This is a genomic window from Bartonella sp. TT121SHDZB (genome assembly GCF_042193415.1).
Classification (GTDB): Bacteria; Pseudomonadota; Alphaproteobacteria; order Rhizobiales; family Rhizobiaceae; genus Bartonella.
This window is the reverse complement of sequence record NZ_JBHILR010000015.1, coordinates 11827-29044: the sequence shown is the minus strand read 5'-3', so window position 1 is coordinate 29044 and position 17218 is coordinate 11827. Positions and strand designations below refer to the sequence as shown.

The following is a 17218-nucleotide window of genomic DNA, read 5'->3' as shown; positions in this document are numbered from 1 at the left end:
TTTAAATAAAATGCCCCAAACATTACCAATAAAATTTTGTAACAAAAAATCCTATTTCAAGATTTTATTGGAAAAATAAGAAGCTTGTAAAAGTTCCTTGCTAGATAGCAGCGGCTTTCAGAGTATAATACCCCTCCCCTCACAACGATTGCAACTTTTCTTACATATTGCAATGATGTCATGTCAAAGGCTAAAGAAAGATAGAGTACATATTCTATAATCACCATTGCATAAATATCTTACACGCTTTATGCTTTTCCATGAGAGCAAAAGGAAGATGTCAATGTCATCTAAACTGACGCGTAACCAAACATTGGTTTTAAACACTTTAAAAAATGCAAAGGGGCCTTTAAGTGCTTATGCGATTCTCGACCATTTACGCGAAGAAGGTTTTCGTGCACCTCTCCAAGTTTATCGTGCGTTAGAAAAACTCGTACAGTTAAAGTGTATTCATCGTCTTGAAAGTGTAAATGCCTTTATGGTCTGTTTACACCCTGAAAACTGTCAACATGAACTTACAACGTTTATAATTTGCGAAAACTGTGGCACAGTCAACGAAATACAAAATCAAACGATTGTATCGAGTTTAAAACAGATGGTTCAAGCGGTTGACTTCCAAGCACACAAAAGCACCCTAGAAGTACGAGGTCTTTGTAAAAAATGCGCAATAAAATAAGACCTCTAACTTGAAAACAAGATCTCTAACTTGCAAGTTTATATATTTAGCATTATGTACCAGAGATCGCCTTATTGTTTGAAAAGCTCTTATCGTCTGTATATATCACCCTACCCTAGAGTGAGAGGCTTATTATACTCGTTAGAACATAAATATTGAAAGTATAAATCATGTCCATATCTGAGACAATTTTTTCAGCCAAAAATTTCAATAAAAAGCAACAAAGGAAAGTAATCAAGGCTCTTCTTATTGTCTCTGCAATTTTTGTGCTTTGGTTTAGCTATAAGTGGATAACACAATGGCGTTATATGCTCTCCACTGAAGATGCCTATGTACAAGGAGATATAGCCGCTATTGCGACTAAATTAAATGGATATATTGAAAAAATCGCTATTAAAGCCAACCAAGTTGTAAAAAAGGACGATGTTTTATTTTACTTAGACAATGGTGATTATCAAATAGCCTTAGATCAAACAGAAGCGCATCTTAACACACAGAAAAAAACACTTCTACGCATTGATGCACAAATCACAGCCGCTCATAGTGCTTTAGATGATGCAAAAGCGCAAAAAGCAGCCGCTTCAGCTATAGCAACCAATGCACAACTCACCTTAAAACGTGTAACAGAACTGAAAGCCGATCGTTATGCCCCTCAATCTGAGGTCGATGATGCCAAATCAGCTTATGAACAAGCCATTGCAAATGTTAACAGAGCAGATGCACAAATTGCTGCAGCACGTGCAAATATCCGAGTACTAGAAGCACAACGAAGTGAAACAGAAAGCCAAACAAAGAGTTTAGAACTTTCGCGTGAAAAAGCACAACGTGATCTTGATTCAACCATTATACGCGCGCCATTTGATGGAATTATAGGAAATTTAACAGCAAAAACGGGAGATTTTGTTGTAAATGGCCAACGTCTTGCAGCGTTAGTCCCCATCCATGCACTTTATATTGAAGCAAACTATAAAGAAACACAGTTGCAAAATATTCACGCGGGACAAAAGGCTTATATTTCTGTTGATGCCTTCAAAAAGGAGGTCTTTACAGGAACAGTGCTTTCTATTTCACCCGCAACAGGTGCTGTTTTTTCTCTTCTTCCTCCACAAAACGCTACCGGTAACTTTACAAAGATTGTCCAACGCATTCCCGTACGTATTTCTATTCCAGAAGAAGTCTTAAAGACCGGACATATCCGAGCAGGAATGAGTGTTTCAGTAGAAGTTGATACACGTACAAAACCACAAGATATAAGTCTCTTATAATAACAAGAAAATGACCTCATTATTATGACATCTTCAATACCAAAGCCCATACAGTCTCAAGAGCGCATAGAAATCCGTAACATTGTGATTTTCATAGTTATGGCCTTTGGCATGTTCATGGCGATTTTGGATATACAAATCGTTGCCTCCTCTTTAGCCGAAGTTCAAGCGGGGCTTACAGCAAGCTCTGAAGAAATTTCATGGGTACAAACCTCCTATCTCATCGCTGAAGTCATCATGTTGCCCCTTTCTGGATTCTTAGGAAGATTGCTTTCAACACGTGTTTTCTTCACCATATCAGCGATCGGGTTTACGATTACTTCTGTTCTTTGTGCAACAGCAACATCTATTGGAGAAATGATTATCTATCGCGCACTACAAGGCTTTATTGGTGGTGGAATTATCCCAAGCGTTTTTGTCGCCTCTTATGTTCTTTTTCCTCCTTCCAAACGCCCAATTGTTACCCCTATTGTTGGACTAGTCGCAACATTAGCTCCCACCATTGGTCCAACGATCGGAGGTTATCTTTGTCATATCTTATCATGGCACTGGCTTTTTCTCATTAATGTGCCTTTTGGGATTATTATTTCAATTCTCGCTTGGAAGTTGATTGATTTTGATAAAGCAAATCCATCTCTCATGGCTAAATTTGACTGGTTGGGGCTCATTTCTATGGCTGTTTTTCTAGGAACTTTAGAGTATGTACTAGAAGAAGGCGCACGTCATGATTGGCTGAATGATAGGCTGGTTCGGAATTTGTTCATTATCATGATTCTTGCTGCCACCTTGTTCTTCTGGCGTGCTTTTACAGCAAAAGAACCCATTGTAGATCTCTCTACTTTTTCTAATTTTAATTTTTCAGCTGCATCCATTTTTTCCTTTTCACTGGGGATAGGTCTTTATGGACTCACGTACCTTTATCCTGTCTATTTGAGCCAAATCCGCCATTATGATGCCCTTATGATTGGAGAAACATTGTTTCTTTCAGGATTCGTCATGTTATTAACGGCTCCCCTTGCAGGATTCCTTTCAGCACGAATGGATGCACGTTTAATGATGGCAATAGGACTTTTTGGTTTTGCAATAGGCACTTGGATGGCAAGCGCTATCACAGATAAGTGGGATTTTTGGCAGCTTTTTTGGCCGCAAGTTTTCCGTGGTGCTTCTGTAATGTTATGTATGGTTCCTATTAATAATATTGCATTGGGAACACTCCCACCAGAACGAATGCAAAATGCTTCTGGACTCTTTAATCTCACACGGAATCTAGGTGGTGCTGTGGGGCTTGCCATTATCAGCACGCTCATGACAAAACGCACGGACTTCCATTATGGACGAATAGCCGAAACACTTAACCACGCAAACAGACAAGCAACTGAAATGCTTTCAAAGCTTACTTTATTGTTCAAAACAGAAACCTTTGATTCCTATACTCTTGCTCTTTCTCAATTGTTTAATATAGTCCGCATACAAGCAATGATTATGGCTTTTAGTGATATTTTCTTTATCATAACCATTATCTTTAGCGTTTTGGCATTTATGACTATTTTTCTCAGAAAAATACCACCCCTCATGGATTCACCACCAAGTCACTAAGCTTCATTAAAGTTGAAGAATATTTTTTATATCCTTATCCCTTTCCTCGATTTTTATCACTTTATCTCTTCTCAAGAGACAATATAAATTAATATGTGATTCTCAATGATTCTTCTGATAAAAATTCTTTTGAATGCAGGCTCTTTACGCACTTTTAAAATAACTTCTCACATGCAAAATTGCTTTAGATGATAATAAACAAAGAGCTTACCTAACGTGCTCCACACTATAAAGATAAAGCAGCTATTTCTATAAGATTTTTGATTTATCACCATAGGGCACAAACGATTAAAAGATTCTTTGCCCTTCATCTCTTTTGATTCTTACAAGAATATTCATAAAAGATTTATGATTCTTGTGATTTTTATTCACGCACCTATTTTCCCTTATAATGTGTAGGATAACGTTTTTTTGATTCTGAATGCAAAATTTTATATGAGAAAATCATTTTGTATTTGATACTCTCATGCCAATTGCAAAACGATTTACCTTTATAGCAAAAAAAGTAATGATATATTTTTTTCAAAAAAGCTGCTTTTGAACATGTAATTTTATTTTTTTACACTCTTTTAAAAAAGCTGATACTTATAATTTTGATTCTACTGCTGCATATTTTTCTTTCTTAAGCCCCTTCTCTTTCAACAAGCGCTAAAATTGTATAAAATTTCTCTATTGAATCAATCAAAACCATTCCCTTGCACATAAAAAGCAAAGAAATAAAAACTGTTTAAGAAAAAAGTAAAATACCGAATCGTTTTGATGCAAGATCGACCAACGATATTGAAAACTGGAAAACTGTATGATGATACCGACTTTAAAAGAATACAAGACAACTCAAAAATCTGGTTCCTTTAATATTATAAAATAGGACGCTATTTCAAAAAATGAGCTTAAAATATATTCCTACTCACTGAACTGAAATTATCAAAAATAAGAAACCAGCCATATAATAAAATCGCAATAGAACTCCCCAAAAACTTTGTAGCGCTAAATACCTTGGCACGAGCCAAAACAATATGCTCTCCTCAATGGCAGCTGCTGAAAAACAAAATAAACACTATCTTTAAGCGACTTTATGATGCTGAAAACGATTTGAAACTTCTCGTTCTCCACTAGGAACCAAAGTGCCATAACACCCAGCAAGATAGTTTGGTATCAGTTCCAACGCTTGAAAGCGATGTTTTTCGTAAGGACCAGGCATTGCCAAATTTTCTGTTAAACTATTTGAAAAGCCAAAACGTTGATAAAATTCAAAATCCCCTACCAGCAAAATGGCGCCATATCCCAATTTTTTTGCTGTTTCAATTGCATGGCGGACTAAAATTGATCCTATTCCCATACCAGCACATTCAGCAGCAACAGCCAAGGGGCCTAAAAGTAAAGCATGTTGTGTTTCATTTTTTCCTTTAGAAAAAGAAACATGCCAAAGACGAACACTTCCCACAAGCTCTCCAAGCGCATTTTTAACCACAAAAGAAAGCCCTTGAGCAGCCAAACGACCACGACGTAAAGCCTCTGATGATTTACGTTTACGTCCATACCCCATCATTGAATCAAGCAAAATTTCTCGATAAGGCTTATCGGTTTCTTGCTCCAATAAAAGTGTAAAACATGCCCCATTTTTTGTTTGAAAATTAATCATGTTCATCTCTATAACCGCCCTCTTACAGCGCCATGACGAGCATAGCAAAAAATCAAAAAAACTATAGTTAAAAGGAAATGTCAGATCACATATGATCGTAAAGGCTCAAAGCCATTAAAAGCAACCGATGCGTAAGTTGTTGTGTAAGCACCAGTTCCATGAATCAATATTTCATCTCCTATTGTTAGGGATAGAGGAAGCGGATAAGGTGTTTTTTCATAGAGAACATCTGCCGAATCGCATGTTGGTCCAGCCAAAATACAAGGCTCCATCACCTTATCATCATGAGGTGTCTCAATAGGATAACGAATGGCTTCATCCATAGTCTCAGCAAGACCATTAAATTTCCCAATATCAAGATAAACCCATCGTACATTATCGTTATCAGCTTTTTTAGATATTAGAACAACTTCTGTACGAATAACACCAGCATTGCCAACCATCGCACGTCCTGGCTCAATAATCGTCTCAGGGATACGATTACCAAAATGCTTTTTCAATGAATCAAAAACTGCTGTACCATAAGCTTGTTCTGTCGGGACATCTTTCAAATAACGCGTTGGAAAACCGCCCCCCATATTCACCAATTTCAGTGAAATACCTTCTTGTTCCAAACGCTTAAACACTGTAGCAGCATCCGATAAAGCACGATCCCATGCACTCAGATCAACCTGCTGAGACCCAACATGAAAAGAAACACCATAGGCTTGCAAACCCAATTGGTGTGCCCGTCTTAGCACATCAACCGCCATAGCAGGAACACAACCGAATTTGCGTGACAATGGCCACTCAGCACCTTTTCCATCGGTAAGAACACGGCAAAAAACACGTGCTCCTGGAGCAACACGCGCAATTTTTTCTACTTCTTCAACACAATCAACGGCATAAAGTGAAACTCCCAGTGCATATGCCCGTGCAATATCACGCTCTTTTTTAATCGTATTCCCAAAAGAAATACGCTCTGACGTTGCTCCTGCTTTTAAAGCCATTTCAATTTCTGCAACAGAAGCCGCATCAAAAGAAGATCCTAAAGAACTCAGCAAACTCAAGATTTCAGGTGCTGGATTAGCCTTTATTGCGTAAAAAATACGAGACTGCGGCAAAGCTTTTTCAAAGTCTAAATAATTGTCACGAACAACATCAAGGTCAACAATTAAGCATGGACCTTCAGAACGATGTGTTGCAAGAAAATCGCGAATACGTTGCGTTGCCATCTGCAATTCTCCTTGAGGGAATGCTCCCCCACTCTATGCTTGGACAGCCAAAGCTACCAAAAGCTAAAGGACAAAAAACACACAACAACCATCCCCATTCTGATTACGAAAAACCAGAAATTAGCATTGCATGCAGCGAAAGAACAGCGCGAAACCGCGTTATTCTATTTTATCTGCCTTTTTGATTGGAGTTGAGAAAACCACTTCCGCACTGAAGGCAATGAGGTGTGCCTCTATAGTTATCCCAGCGTTTAAAAGCTGGAAGACAACAGAAAGGCCCGCACCGTCGTTGCTTCAAGATGTCCTCATTCTTGCAATTGGCTGTAAGAATGACTGGAGCGGTTAGTTCCAGGTACCGTACCGGTTAATCTCACCATTTGAGAACCAGCGGACACCCACAGGCACGTGCGACTTTGGGCAAGGCATCCTATAAAACGAATCCTTTCTCATTTCAATCATTTTTTTAATTTTAAACATTTTTTAATTCTTAAAGATAAAATGGGTGCAAAAAAACAACACTCTCCCCCTGCAAACAAAGTCATTCATCCACTTTCATGGGATCACTCCCCTCATGTAAAACAGCATACCCCAAACGGAATATAGTTGGGTTATATCTTCACGTATTTTCTTTAAAGAAATATTTCTTAAAGTGCTCGAGCCCATTTCGCACCAGCACCCGTAAATGATAGAATGGTACCCCCAATGAAATAATATAAAATTTATTGAACCCACTATCTTTAGGCTTCATAAAAGAGCAAGCTGATCATCATCACACACTAAGCCCCCAATGTTGTGACAGCCCTTGACATTTGAGACGATTCATAAGAGGCACATCTTCTCTTGTATTGTTTTACTCTACATGACTTTCCCCGCTTGTAACGTGGAAGAGATATGGTTTTTATTGATTCAACCATAAAAACAGGCTTGGAATGAGAAAATTATGATGATATTCAGATCTCTTATTCAAAGATGTAAACAGCCAATGATTATGAATCAATGTGCTAAATTGTTCGTAAATGACTTTGTCTATTTTAAAATGAAAAGTATTTGAAATACTCAATCCTATAAAGTCAAAGAAAGCAAACAATCTATAATGATTATTTATAAGTCAAATAATTTAACATAAACAAAAAGACCGAATAATATCCGGTCTTATAAAATATTTTTCTACCAATATTCAAAAACTCTTCTCTCTTAAATTTAAGAGAAAAACGCTACAATTTAAAGCCCTACACTGCGATATCCTTATGTCCCTTGATGAGAATCAATTGCACGCAACTTCAACAATTGAAACTGCCTATGGCGCTCACGAAAGCGCTCTCTATCGGCTTCACTACGCGTGTTATAACAAGCATCACAGGAAACACCTTCTTCATAATGAGGCGATAATTTGCTTTCAGCATTAAGAGGAGAACGACATGCGCGACATAATTCGCGACCACATTCTTCAAGACCATGTTGAACAGAAACACGTTCATCAAAAACAAAGCACTCACCCCACCATAAACTTTTCTCTTTTGGAATTTTTTCTAAATATTTTAGAATGCCACCTTTTAAATGGTAGACTTTCTCATAACCAAGATCACGAACATAAGCTGTTGATTTTTCACACCGAATACCACCTGTACAAAACATGGCAATTTTCTTTTTTTTCTTTAACTCAGCCTCATGTTTACGCACCCATTCAGGAAATTCGCGAAATGTTTTAATCTGCGGATCAATCGCTCCTTGAAAACTCCCGATTGCATATTCATAGTCATTCCGTGTATCGATTAAAATTGTCTCTTCATCTTGAATAAGAGCATTCCAATCTTCAGGATCGACATAAGTACCAACAACTTTTAGCGGATCAACCCCTTCAACCCCCATTGTCACAATCTCTTTTTTCAACCGCACTTTCATGCGATGAAAAGGCATTTTTGATGCCCATGAATATTTAATCTCGGGCGTTTGAAACGCTGGCTCAGCCGTAATAAAGTCCACCAATGCCTCAATCGCAGCACAAGAACCAGCAACTGTTCCATTAATTCCCTCTTGTGCTAAAAGGAGGGTTCCTTTGATATCCTTTGCTTGACATAAATCCTGCAAAGGTTTTTGTAATTGACGATAATGCTTCAAATCTGCAAAGCAATAAAGTGCAGCAACTTTAAAATTCTTTTCCATGTGTTTTGCCATAACGCGCGTTTCATTCAATTTCAAGATCTATTCATTTACTCTTTAACATATTGTGCTTAATCAAACGATACAAATAATATCATCTCCAAAAAGAAAAAATATCATGTGCCAAAAAAGAGAAAAGCTTTTATTATATCTCCAAGGACAAACTGTTATCCCTGTTTTGCTCATTGACAATCTACAAAGTGCTGTACCCTTAACACGTGCTCTTGTCAAAGGCGGATTAAAAACAATTGAGATCACCTTGCGAACACCAAATGCCCTCAAAGCAATTCAGACGATTACACAAGAAGTCCCTGAAGCCATTGTTGGAGCTGGAACAGTTCTCAACACGACACACTACGAACAAGCCGAACAAGCTGGAGCCAAGTTTATTGTAAGCCCCGGATTATCCAATGAATTAATCAATTGTGCAAAAAATAGTGAAATTCCCCTTCTTCCCGGAGCAATGACCCCAAGTGAACTCATGAAAGCATTAGATAAAGGCTATTCATATCTTAAATTTTTCCCTGCTGAAGCAGCTGGAGGGATTGCCTTCATCGAAGCTTTAGCATCTCCCTTCTCTGATATCCGGTTTTGCCCAACCGGTGGTATAACACAAAAAAGTGCACCACAATGGCTCCAACTGCCCAATGTCTTCTGTGTTGGAGGTTCTTGGATAGCGCCCCAACAACTTATTGCCATAAGTGATTGGGATTCAATTACTGCATTAGCATACACCGCATCACAACTTCCCTCTCCCTCGAAAAAAGCTCTTTCTACAATATAATGTTAAAGTGCAAGAATATCAGTCCCTTCAACAAGACCAAAGCTTTCACACATTCTTGCGCAATCTTTTAACATTGCCATGGAACTACAAATCATCACCCAATCTTCATCGAGATGAATTTTGGGAAGTGCTATTGTTTCAAAAAAGCACCCACTCTCCATAACAGTCGTAATACGCCCCATATGCTCAGAAAGCTCACGAGTGGTCATAGGATAAAATTTCAACTGTTGTGCATATGCCCCATAATGAGTGGATCTTGTTGCAAAGAGGAAACAAGATCTTTTGCATAAATTAACTCATTCTTTTCGCGCATTATTTAAATAAGAACAACTTCTGAAAATTTTTCATAAATGTCAGGCTCACGAATAAAGCTTGCAAAAGGAAAAACCTATACCGGTTTGAAAGAAGATAAAACATCAGCTTTCGCACTCACCCCACAAAAGCGCGCTCTACAACATAAGTTGCAGGAGCATTATTGGCCCCTTCAACAAGACCAAAACTTTCACACATCCTTGCGCAATCTTTTAACATTGCCATGGAACCACAAATCATCACCCGATCTTCATCAGGATGAATTTTAGGAAGGCCTGTTGTTTCAAAAAAGTCCCCACTTTCCATCACAGTTGTAATACGGCCCATATGCTCGGAAGGTTCACGAGTGGTCATAGGATAAAATCTCAACTGTTGTGCATACTCTCCAATGAGTGGATCTTGTTGCAAAGAGGAAACAAGATCTTTTGCATAAATTAACTCATTCTTTTCGCGCGTTGTTTGAATAAGGACAACTTCTGAAAATTTTTCATAAGTGTCAGGATCACGAACAAGACTTGCAAAAGGAGCAATCCCCGTCCCAGTTGAAAGAAGATAAAGACGTTTTCCAGGAATAAGAGCATCAAGAACCAGCGTTCCTGTAGATTTTTTACGCATGAGAACTGTATCACCAATTTTAATTTTTTGGAGATGCTCAGTTAAAGGTCCCCCTGGAACTTTTATCGAAAAAAACTCAAGCTGTTCATCCCAAAAGGGACTTGCAATCGAATAAGCGCGATAAATCGGCTTTTCTGCATTTGGCAAACCGATCATAACAAACTCACCCGAACGAAAACGAAAACTATCCGGACGATTCAGACGGAATTTAAATAACCGATCTGTATAGTGATAAACCTCTTGGACAGTAAGGGCGAACACATTCTCAGGAATCGGAAAATTTGTAACGCTGCTGATGCTTGACGGAACATTGGTAGCAGACGTATTCATACTCTTCCCTATATCTTTATTGAACATTAAATTTCGAATCCTTAACGTGATATAGTACTTGCACAACCATCTGCCAACAATTTTCTTAAAACAAAAGTCTCACGGCTAACACTTTTATGCCAAAATTAAATAAATGAGGAAAATACGAATACAAACCCCATTCAAAGAAAAACAAAACATTGAGTATTAAACAATCCCGGTACTCTTTTCCCCTTTAACTCATAATGCATATTTCCATTGTAACGCTATAACACTCTCTCACTTGACAAAACTTATGACCAAAAACCTTAAAATAAGAGAGATAAAATTTTTGTTGAATGAGGATTCCAGTAATTTTAAACGCTATCCAGTGCGAAGTCGTAGTCATGAAATTATAACAGCTTGCGGTATTGATTTACGTATTCTTGTTGTTCGATATCATGAACTTAAACAAAAAGTTGACGAAGTCTTAGAGGCTCAAGACAGACAAAAGGATATTTTGCGTTGTTTTCAGGGGTTGGTACGACAAATTAAAACATGTTACGCATCAATTGAATCAACACCATTTACATCATTGCTTTTTTCTAGAATGCAAAAAATTACCGATATTATTGGAAAACCAGCAAAATCTTCGGTTAAAAAACTGCACAAAGCATTAGGTCTTTTGGAGTGGATTTTAAAAAGATTTTTTAAACAAAAATCATCAAAAACAAAATACAGAAATTTCGCTGACAAAATACACATAGAACATACAACCTTTAACTTAAATAGTAATTGTAACAAAAATGAATATTCAAATTCTCATGAAAACAATCAAAACAGAGATACAATCGAAAACTGCAAAGAAATAGCTTATGAAAGGATAGAGAAAAGCAAAACTGAAAATGCATTACCTTCAAAAAACAGCAAATCGCCCCCAATTAAACCAGAATTTTTAACGCAAGCTTTGCCTAATGTTGCTATGTTCATGAAACATGGGTTGCAATCTGAAAGAGATTTAATCGGGTCCATGGAGTTTTTAGCTACAATGAAGGGCATTTCTTCTCATGCCGTTGAAGACGCTAAAAAAACTATGGGAATTAAAAAAGCTGCTCTAGCTATTGCTATCATTTTCGAAAAACATTGCAAAGAACTCGTAAAATCACCGGGGGGATATCTACGCGGTATGATTGCTAAAGAAAATCGAGAAGAGTTGTATCTAGAACGTTCTTTCTATGCATTGCTGAATGAAGCTTTTGAGAAAAAAATGAAATATTGGCATGTGCAAAAAACGGAAAAAAACGATCTAACAAAATCAAATGATCAAAAAAGTGCTTTGTTTAAATCGGAATTGAATGAAGTTCTTAAAACTTTAAAAATGCCAATAAATTCAAAGAAATTTGTAAAAAATTAAAATGAAAAACACTTCAATATGATATAAAACATACGTCTAACATATGGTTTACTTATAGTGTACGTATAATATACATACTATTTTTAGGATATGATGTGATGTGAAAAAACAATACTCCTCTCTTATGCTAATAGAGATTTTTTAAGAGCACGATTAATCGCTTCAGGTTCATTTTCAATGATTGAAAGTAACAAACGAGAAGAAGTATATATAGAATATTGCCCTTGTTCCCAATCACGAATACGTCCTACAGAAAAACCAAAACGTGCTGCAAATTGGGTCTGTGTTAGCCTAATATTTTTTCTGATTTTTTTGACATCAACATTAGCAGGAATATGGATACCAAATTTGGTGATATCCGCTTCATCTTTAACATAGACAAGAGCTTCACGAGTACCTTGTAATATATGAGATCTTGCTTTATTTGCTTTATCTATTATTTTTCCTTTCTATACTCATCGAGAAGCGCAGTTAAAATTTTCTTGAGATGATTTACTGTAAATATCTAAGAGAAATACTGGAGTATTTTGACCGTCGAAAAAGGTAATAAACCTATATCCTCCACTTTTATCCTTATAGCTTTGTTGGAAATCTAACTTTTCTTGCTCCACCAGTTCCTTGCATAAGATCTTCACCCTTTACTTACAATTGCTATTTTTAATGTTACTTTTTTTAGCTATTCATCCTTTTCAAGATGGAAATGGGCGTTTAAGCCGTATCTTAACCACCTTGCTTTTTATCATCTTGTAAAAAAGCACAAGCAAGAACATTTGTATCTCGTTCTTCAAAAGGTGGTTAAGATACCTTATGTTACAGTATTATACCTTATAGTACTATATCATAAGGTATAATAAACTTAAATAGAAAGCAATTTTGAGATTGATTTCCGAATAGAATGAAAAGTTTTGAAATCATGGTATACGACGCTAATCGCCTTGCTTATAAGCATTCATTAATATTTCTAAAAAATCACCATGGCGATAGCGCTCTTTTTTAGCCATAGATTTAAAACGATTAATTGTAGCTATGCTAGCTTTGATATTTATCTGTGCCTCATCTGATTGTTCACGACTTGGAAAGGTTACTGCTTTATCTATTTCTTTACGTTCTACAGTATTTAAAGCAGATTTAGCTTGTCGAGGTTTGAAATCATCAAGTTCTGAAAAATTTAATGGTTTTCTTTCTGTACTCATTCTTTAGTTTCCTTATCTATTTAACTTGTTTTAGCTTTGTAATAACTTCTGCAACAAATGCTTCAACATTACTAATTGCGGTTTCTAAATTATTGACTTCTTTGGGATTGAGATTACGATGCGAACCTCCTGTTGCAAAAATTGCGGAAAAGGCATCACGTTCATTAATTTCTGTTTCAAAAACATCAAGTTCTGTATTTTTTCTAAATTGAGATGATATAAAACGAGCAGTTCTAGGTTTTGCAACGACTTTAGATTGCGTGAATAAAACAGCATAAGCGATAACACGCCGTACAGCTTTCATATCTCTATGAATTTCTTTTATAATTTCAATAGCTGCTATAGCATCTTGTTGCTGTTCCTTCATAGGTATAATTACAAAATCAGATTGACTAATTGCATAACTAGTTAAGCGTGATGCTGTACCTTCTAGATCAACAATTACGAATGGATCTTTAGCAGATGCAATTTCTATTTCATCCAAAATAGTTTTTTCAGATTCATTAGTAACGACGGTAAGATTATCTGGTTTACCCGGCAATTTAGACCAAGTGGTGATAGGATGACGTGGATCTGCGTCTATAATTGTAACAGGTTTAGCATGTGCAAGTTCACAAGCTAAGAGTAAAGCAGAGGTTGTTTTTCCACTTCCCCCTTTGGAATTAGCAAATGAGATAACAGGCATTTAATTCCTCAATAAATAGAGTATCATAATATACGATATTATAACTTATTATATAATAAGGTACTAAATTATAAGTTAATATAACGTATAAGAAAAATTCTTATTCAAAATTTAGTTGATCTTTTATTTTTCCCATACCATAAATCCATTCAGAATTAAGATACTGTAATATATAATACTATATCTTACTATATAGTAAGATACTAAAATATATCTTTTTGCCTTTTCAATTAAAGCACCAAATTTATGTTAAGGTTGAAAAACGTCCCGTACAGGTTTATTTTTTGTAATAATAACAGAAAATGATAAAATCACCCCGAAAGGGATTATTATGTTTGAGAGCAAAATGAAAAGATTGGGCTTGATTGTTAAAAATACACGTAAAAAACAAGGATTAACACAAGAACAGTTAGCAGCTACATCAGGGGTTGGTGTGCGTTTTATCCGTGATTTAGAAAGAGGCAAAGAGTCTTGTCATGTTGGAAAAACCATACATGTGCTTACGATGCTAGGTCTCGATATTCAAATTGAAAATGAAAAATTATGACTCGTACTCTTGACGTTTATTTACATACAAAATTAATCGGTCAATTATCTCAAGAGAAAAGTGGAGATCTCACGTTTCTCTATGACAGTGATTATTTACATCAAGATTTACAAGGCATCTCTGTTTCTCTCCCTCCTCGTATTGAAGCTTATAAAGGTCAAGCAGTAAAAGCCTTTTTTTCCGGTCTCTTACCCGATGATAATGTAAGATATCGTTTAGCAACTTATTTAGGTCTTTCTGAACGAAATGCTTTTGCTTTACTTGAAGTTGTTGGGGGAGATTGTGCTGGTGCTCTCGCTTTATATCCATATGGACAAGTTCCAAATTTGCCAACTGATGATGTAGAAACTCTTGATGATACTCAATTGAAAGAAATTCTTGAGTGTATTAAACGCCGTCCAATGCTTGCTGGTGGAGATGGCTACAGATTGTCTCTTGCGGGCGCACAAGATAAATTAGCGGTTGGCTTTAAAGATAATCGTGTTCAACTCATTAAAGGGGGTGCACCGACCACGCATATTTTGAAACCTCTCATTGAACATATTAATGATAGTGCGCATAATGAGCTTTTTTGTATGAAATTGGCAAAACTCGTAGGTATTAATGTGCCGGAAGTGTATTTACATTTTGTGAATAATACACCTTATTGTCTTATCACTCGATATGACCGTCAAATATCTTCTAACGGAACAGTTTTGCGTATTCATCAAGAGGATTTTTGTCAAGCACTTAGTATAGCTCCAGAATTTAAATATGAATGTGAAGGAGGACCTAGTATTGCTGCGTGTCAAACCGTTATTTTCCAGCATACATTGCGTCCTGCTGTTGATCAACTGAATTTCCTTAATATAATTATTTTTAATTATTTAATTGGTAATGCCGATGCGCATGGCAAAAACTTTTCACTTCTCTACCAACAGAAAAAACCAGAACTTGCTCCTGCATACGATTTGTTAAGCACGGCTATTTATTCAGATTTATCTCAAAAAATGGCTATGAAAATAGGAGGAGAATATATACCTAAAAATACATATTTGCGTCATTTTTATAAAATAGTCGCGGATACTAAAGCTTCTCAATTGTCCTTAAAAAAGCAAATAAAAAGAATGACTGATTCAATCAATGATAAGGCAATAAAATTAAAAAAAGAACTCGAGGGTGAAGGTTTGCGTTCTGAAGTTTTTGATGCAATCATCAATGTTATTCAACAGCGTTCTCAACATTTAAAAATTTAATCTCTTTTCTTTTTTATTTCTCATTTTCTAACGGATAAAGTTTTATGGCGCTATGGATAAACTGCTTAAATGTCCGCCTGATAAGGCTAATACTAATGGTTAATAATGTTAAGTAAGAAAAATTCTCAATTTTAACTCTTGATAGATATACAAAAAAGCATTATTTGAGTACAATGTACTCAACTGAAGAGGAGTTTTAGATAATGGCAAGAATTCAGGTACGAATTCATGATGATATAAATGTTTCCGCAAGTGCTGTTATTGAAGAAGCAGGTCTAACTATATCTGATGTCGTATGTATGTTTTTAACAAATATTGCTGTAGATAGAGCCTTGCCTGTTTATTTATTTAGAACTGAAGGTAATGTCAAAATTCATCAATCTGTAGAGTAAACTAAAACTAGCTTAAATGAAAAGGAGCTTTGGATAATGGCAAGAATTCAAGTCCATGTCCCAGATGCTATCAAACACGTTTCAGAAGAGGTTATTCAATCTACGGGTTTAACTATTTCCGATGCTGTACGTATGTTGATGGTATATATTGCTAAAAATGAAGTTTTACCGCTTGATCTTTTTCAACCTTCTCCAGAAACGCTACAAGCTATCAAGGAAGCAGAGGATGGGTGTATGGAAAGTATGTCATTAGATGATTTGCGAAACATGATCTGCAATGATGAAGATAAAAAAAACAAATTAAAAAAGCGCGCTTAAGCCAAGACATATGAGGGAAATTATCAGTACTAAATTATTTCGGCGTGATGTTAAACGTGAAAAAAAAGGAAAGCACGCTTACATATTAAAAACAGACTTACTCCTTGTGATTGAAACATTGGCAAAAGACAAACCATTGGAAGTACGTTTTAAAGATCATAGGATGATAGGTGCTTGGCGCGGTTGGCAAGATTGTTATAATTGCCATATCAAACCAGATCTTATTTTGCTTTATAGAAAGCCTGAAAATAATACATTAGAATTATTACGTCTTGGTTCCCATTCAGAACTGCGTATATGATTAATTGTTTTTTCCGTTCTTAAAAAAATGAAATTAAAAAACACATATAACAACTTCTAATATCAGAAAAAACGATCATTTTTTATGATATAAATAATCAAAATTATCAAAAATAAAAATAGATACTTTTAAAAGAGCCGATAGGAAATTGATTGATCAGATTTAATCGTTAAATTAATATTTTAAGACAGATTACAGAAAGGAATTTCCTATGCAAAAGAAATTACCAAAAAGTTATATGACTGATGCTGAACGCGAGGAATTACGAGCAGGTGGTCTTTCTCAAAACAGTATCTATATGGTTGAAGCAGAAGCAGCTTCCAAGGCGAATGATAACAAAGCAACTTGGGAATGGTTAGCGATGGCTGAATATCCAGCACATGCACTTTTACTTCTTAGACATCAACGTGGAGCGCAATTTATACGAGATATGGGATTTTCTACCAAAAGTGCTGATGAAAAATATGGACTGGACTGGTTAGATAAAGGTGTTGTAATAGGAGGTCATCATTTCTAATAAATCAGAAGAGCTTTTTTACAACAAAGTATACTAGTACAAGATCTTGAAAAAAACATTAGTA

19 protein-coding genes and 1 pseudogene are annotated in these 17218 nt (G+C 36.0%); 12 read left to right on the top strand and 8 right to left on the bottom strand.

Annotated features, from left to right (window positions below; all coding sequences use genetic code 11):
- The first annotated feature begins 283 nt into the window (after nt 1-283).
- The 3 genes from ACFIKI_RS07890 (at nt 284) to ACFIKI_RS07880 (ending at nt 3537) form a co-directional block, all read left to right on the top strand.
- Nucleotides 284-676 carry a Fur family transcriptional regulator gene (locus tag ACFIKI_RS07890; protein ID WP_375623913.1) on the top strand — a complete coding sequence of 131 codons (393 nt, stop codon included), beginning with the start codon at nt 284-286 and terminating at the stop codon, nt 674-676.
- 170 nt (nt 677-846) lie between these two features.
- Nucleotides 847-1941, top strand: a complete 1095-nt coding sequence (locus ACFIKI_RS07885; RefSeq protein WP_375623911.1) for an HlyD family secretion protein — start codon at nt 847-849, stop codon at nt 1939-1941.
- A 24-nt stretch (nt 1942-1965) separates the two neighbouring features.
- Entirely contained in the window at nt 1966-3537 is a 1572-nt protein-coding gene (locus ACFIKI_RS07880) for a DHA2 family efflux MFS transporter permease subunit (RefSeq protein ID WP_375623909.1), read from the top strand.
- Between the two features lie 1063 nt (nt 3538-4600).
- Here ACFIKI_RS07880 and ACFIKI_RS07875 read toward each other — a convergent pair.
- From ACFIKI_RS07875 to ACFIKI_RS07865, 3 genes are all read right to left on the bottom strand, one after another.
- Nucleotides 4601-5185: a GNAT family N-acetyltransferase gene (locus ACFIKI_RS07875; protein WP_375623907.1), complete on the bottom strand. Its 585-nt coding sequence runs from the start codon at nt 5183-5185 to the stop codon at nt 4601-4603.
- Nucleotides 5186-5259: 74 nt separating this feature from the next.
- Nucleotides 5260-6393, bottom strand: a complete 1134-nt coding sequence (locus tag ACFIKI_RS07870; protein ID WP_375666662.1) for a type III PLP-dependent enzyme — start codon at nt 6391-6393, stop codon at nt 5260-5262.
- Nucleotides 6394-7638: 1245 nt separating this feature from the next.
- Entirely contained in the window at nt 7639-8556 is a 918-nt protein-coding gene (locus ACFIKI_RS07865; protein ID WP_375623917.1) for a rhodanese-related sulfurtransferase, read from the bottom strand.
- Nucleotides 8557-8671: 115 nt separating this feature from the next.
- Between ACFIKI_RS07865 and eda the strand changes: the two genes are divergently transcribed.
- Nucleotides 8672-9337 carry a bifunctional 4-hydroxy-2-oxoglutarate aldolase/2-dehydro-3-deoxy-phosphogluconate aldolase gene (gene eda / locus ACFIKI_RS07860; protein WP_375666661.1) on the top strand — a complete coding sequence of 222 codons (666 nt, stop codon included), beginning with the start codon at nt 8672-8674 and terminating at the stop codon, nt 9335-9337.
- A gap of 2 nt (nt 9338-9339) precedes the next feature.
- On the opposite strand, the pseudogene ACFIKI_RS07855 reads toward eda, so the two are convergent.
- Both ACFIKI_RS07855 and ACFIKI_RS07850 read right to left on the bottom strand, forming a co-directional pair.
- Nucleotides 9340-9725 (bottom strand): annotated as a pseudogene (locus ACFIKI_RS07855) (ferredoxin--NADP reductase); the annotation flags it as partial.
- Between the two features lie 41 nt (nt 9726-9766).
- Nucleotides 9767-10594, bottom strand: coding sequence for a ferredoxin--NADP reductase (locus tag ACFIKI_RS07850; RefSeq protein ID WP_375666660.1), 828 nt, complete (start codon nt 10592-10594; stop codon nt 9767-9769).
- 262 nt (nt 10595-10856) lie between these two features.
- Here ACFIKI_RS07850 and repC point away from each other — a divergent pair, with 262 nt between their 5' ends.
- Entirely contained in the window at nt 10857-11966 is a 1110-nt protein-coding gene (gene repC, locus ACFIKI_RS07845; RefSeq protein ID WP_375666658.1) for a replication initiation protein RepC, read from the top strand.
- Nucleotides 11967-12088: 122 nt separating this feature from the next.
- Here the strand turns inward: repC and ACFIKI_RS07840 are convergent, their stop codons facing one another.
- Complete coding sequence (locus ACFIKI_RS07840) at nt 12089-12274, bottom strand: helix-turn-helix domain-containing protein (RefSeq protein ID WP_375666664.1); 186 nt, start codon at nt 12272-12274, stop codon at nt 12089-12091.
- A 352-nt stretch (nt 12275-12626) separates the two neighbouring features.
- On the opposite strand from ACFIKI_RS07840, the gene ACFIKI_RS07835 reads away from it, so the two are divergent.
- Complete coding sequence (locus ACFIKI_RS07835) at nt 12627-12716, top strand: Fic family protein (RefSeq protein WP_404978564.1); 90 nt, start codon at nt 12627-12629, stop codon at nt 12714-12716.
- 176 nt (nt 12717-12892) lie between these two features.
- On the opposite strand, the gene ACFIKI_RS07830 is transcribed toward ACFIKI_RS07835, so the two are convergent.
- Together ACFIKI_RS07830 and ACFIKI_RS07825 are read right to left on the bottom strand one after the other, a co-directional pair.
- The gene (locus tag ACFIKI_RS07830) at nt 12893-13159 is read right to left on the bottom strand and encodes a hypothetical protein (RefSeq protein ID WP_375666656.1); all 267 of its coding nucleotides are present in this window, start codon (nt 13157-13159) and stop codon (nt 12893-12895) included.
- Nucleotides 13160-13175: 16 nt separating this feature from the next.
- The gene (locus tag ACFIKI_RS07825) at nt 13176-13844 is read right to left on the bottom strand and encodes a ParA family protein (RefSeq protein WP_375666655.1); all 669 of its coding nucleotides are present in this window, start codon (nt 13842-13844) and stop codon (nt 13176-13178) included.
- A gap of 331 nt (nt 13845-14175) precedes the next feature.
- Here ACFIKI_RS07825 and ACFIKI_RS07820 point away from each other — a divergent pair, with 331 nt between their 5' ends.
- The 6 genes from ACFIKI_RS07820 (at nt 14176) to ACFIKI_RS07795 (ending at nt 17154) form a co-directional block, all read left to right on the top strand.
- On the top strand, nt 14176-14391 hold the full coding sequence (locus ACFIKI_RS07820) for a type II toxin-antitoxin system Y4mF family antitoxin (RefSeq protein WP_375666654.1): 216 nt from the start codon (nt 14176-14178) through the stop codon (nt 14389-14391).
- A complete protein-coding gene (locus tag ACFIKI_RS07815) occupies nt 14388-15626 on the top strand; it encodes a type II toxin-antitoxin system HipA family toxin (RefSeq protein WP_375666653.1) in 1239 nt (412 codons plus the stop codon). Before ACFIKI_RS07820 ends, ACFIKI_RS07815 begins: the two co-directional genes overlap by 4 nt.
- Before the next feature lie 203 nt (nt 15627-15829).
- Nucleotides 15830-16018 carry a type II toxin-antitoxin system RelB/DinJ family antitoxin gene (locus ACFIKI_RS07810; protein ID WP_273724025.1) on the top strand — a complete coding sequence of 63 codons (189 nt, stop codon included), beginning with the start codon at nt 15830-15832 and terminating at the stop codon, nt 16016-16018.
- 36 nt (nt 16019-16054) lie between these two features.
- Complete coding sequence (locus tag ACFIKI_RS07805; RefSeq protein ID WP_273724024.1) at nt 16055-16336, top strand: type II toxin-antitoxin system RelB/DinJ family antitoxin; 282 nt, start codon at nt 16055-16057, stop codon at nt 16334-16336.
- 10 nt (nt 16337-16346) lie between these two features.
- Nucleotides 16347-16637 (top strand): type II toxin-antitoxin system YafQ family toxin, encoded by a 291-nt coding sequence (locus ACFIKI_RS07800; RefSeq protein ID WP_375666652.1) that lies wholly within the window; start codon nt 16347-16349, stop codon nt 16635-16637.
- A 211-nt stretch (nt 16638-16848) separates the two neighbouring features.
- On the top strand, nt 16849-17154 hold the full coding sequence (locus tag ACFIKI_RS07795; protein ID WP_375666650.1) for a hypothetical protein: 306 nt from the start codon (nt 16849-16851) through the stop codon (nt 17152-17154).
- Nucleotides 17155-17218 lie beyond the last annotated feature (64 nt).

Coding starts and splice junctions, on each gene's coding strand:
- ACFIKI_RS07835 (WP_404978564.1), top strand. CDS start 12,627: ATGTTACTTTTTTTAGCTATTCATCCTTTTCAAGATGGAAATGGGCGT.
- ACFIKI_RS07850 (WP_375666660.1), bottom strand. CDS start 10,594: ATGAATACGTCTGCTACCAATGTTCCGTCAAGCATCAGCAGCGTTACA.
- ACFIKI_RS07795 (WP_375666650.1), top strand. CDS start 16,849: ATGCAAAAGAAATTACCAAAAAGTTATATGACTGATGCTGAACGCGAG.
- ACFIKI_RS07830 (WP_375666656.1), bottom strand. CDS start 13,159: ATGAGTACAGAAAGAAAACCATTAAATTTTTCAGAACTTGATGATTTC.
- ACFIKI_RS07805 (WP_273724024.1), top strand. CDS start 16,055: ATGGCAAGAATTCAAGTCCATGTCCCAGATGCTATCAAACACGTTTCA.
- ACFIKI_RS07870 (WP_375666662.1), bottom strand. CDS start 6,393: ATGGCAACGCAACGTATTCGCGATTTTCTTGCAACACATCGTTCTGAA.
- ACFIKI_RS07875 (WP_375623907.1), bottom strand. CDS start 5,185: ATGAACATGATTAATTTTCAAACAAAAAATGGGGCATGTTTTACACTT.
- ACFIKI_RS07865 (WP_375623917.1), bottom strand. CDS start 8,556: ATGGAAAAGAATTTTAAAGTTGCTGCACTTTATTGCTTTGCAGATTTG.
- ACFIKI_RS07885 (WP_375623911.1), top strand. CDS start 847: ATGTCCATATCTGAGACAATTTTTTCAGCCAAAAATTTCAATAAAAAG.
- ACFIKI_RS07880 (WP_375623909.1), top strand. CDS start 1,966: ATGACATCTTCAATACCAAAGCCCATACAGTCTCAAGAGCGCATAGAA.
- ACFIKI_RS07800 (WP_375666652.1), top strand. CDS start 16,347: ATGAGGGAAATTATCAGTACTAAATTATTTCGGCGTGATGTTAAACGT.
- ACFIKI_RS07890 (WP_375623913.1), top strand. CDS start 284: ATGTCATCTAAACTGACGCGTAACCAAACATTGGTTTTAAACACTTTA.
- ACFIKI_RS07825 (WP_375666655.1), bottom strand. CDS start 13,844: ATGCCTGTTATCTCATTTGCTAATTCCAAAGGGGGAAGTGGAAAAACA.
- ACFIKI_RS07815 (WP_375666653.1), top strand. CDS start 14,388: ATGACTCGTACTCTTGACGTTTATTTACATACAAAATTAATCGGTCAA.
- ACFIKI_RS07820 (WP_375666654.1), top strand. CDS start 14,176: ATGTTTGAGAGCAAAATGAAAAGATTGGGCTTGATTGTTAAAAATACA.
- eda (WP_375666661.1), top strand. CDS start 8,672: ATGTGCCAAAAAAGAGAAAAGCTTTTATTATATCTCCAAGGACAAACT.
- ACFIKI_RS07810 (WP_273724025.1), top strand. CDS start 15,830: ATGGCAAGAATTCAGGTACGAATTCATGATGATATAAATGTTTCCGCA.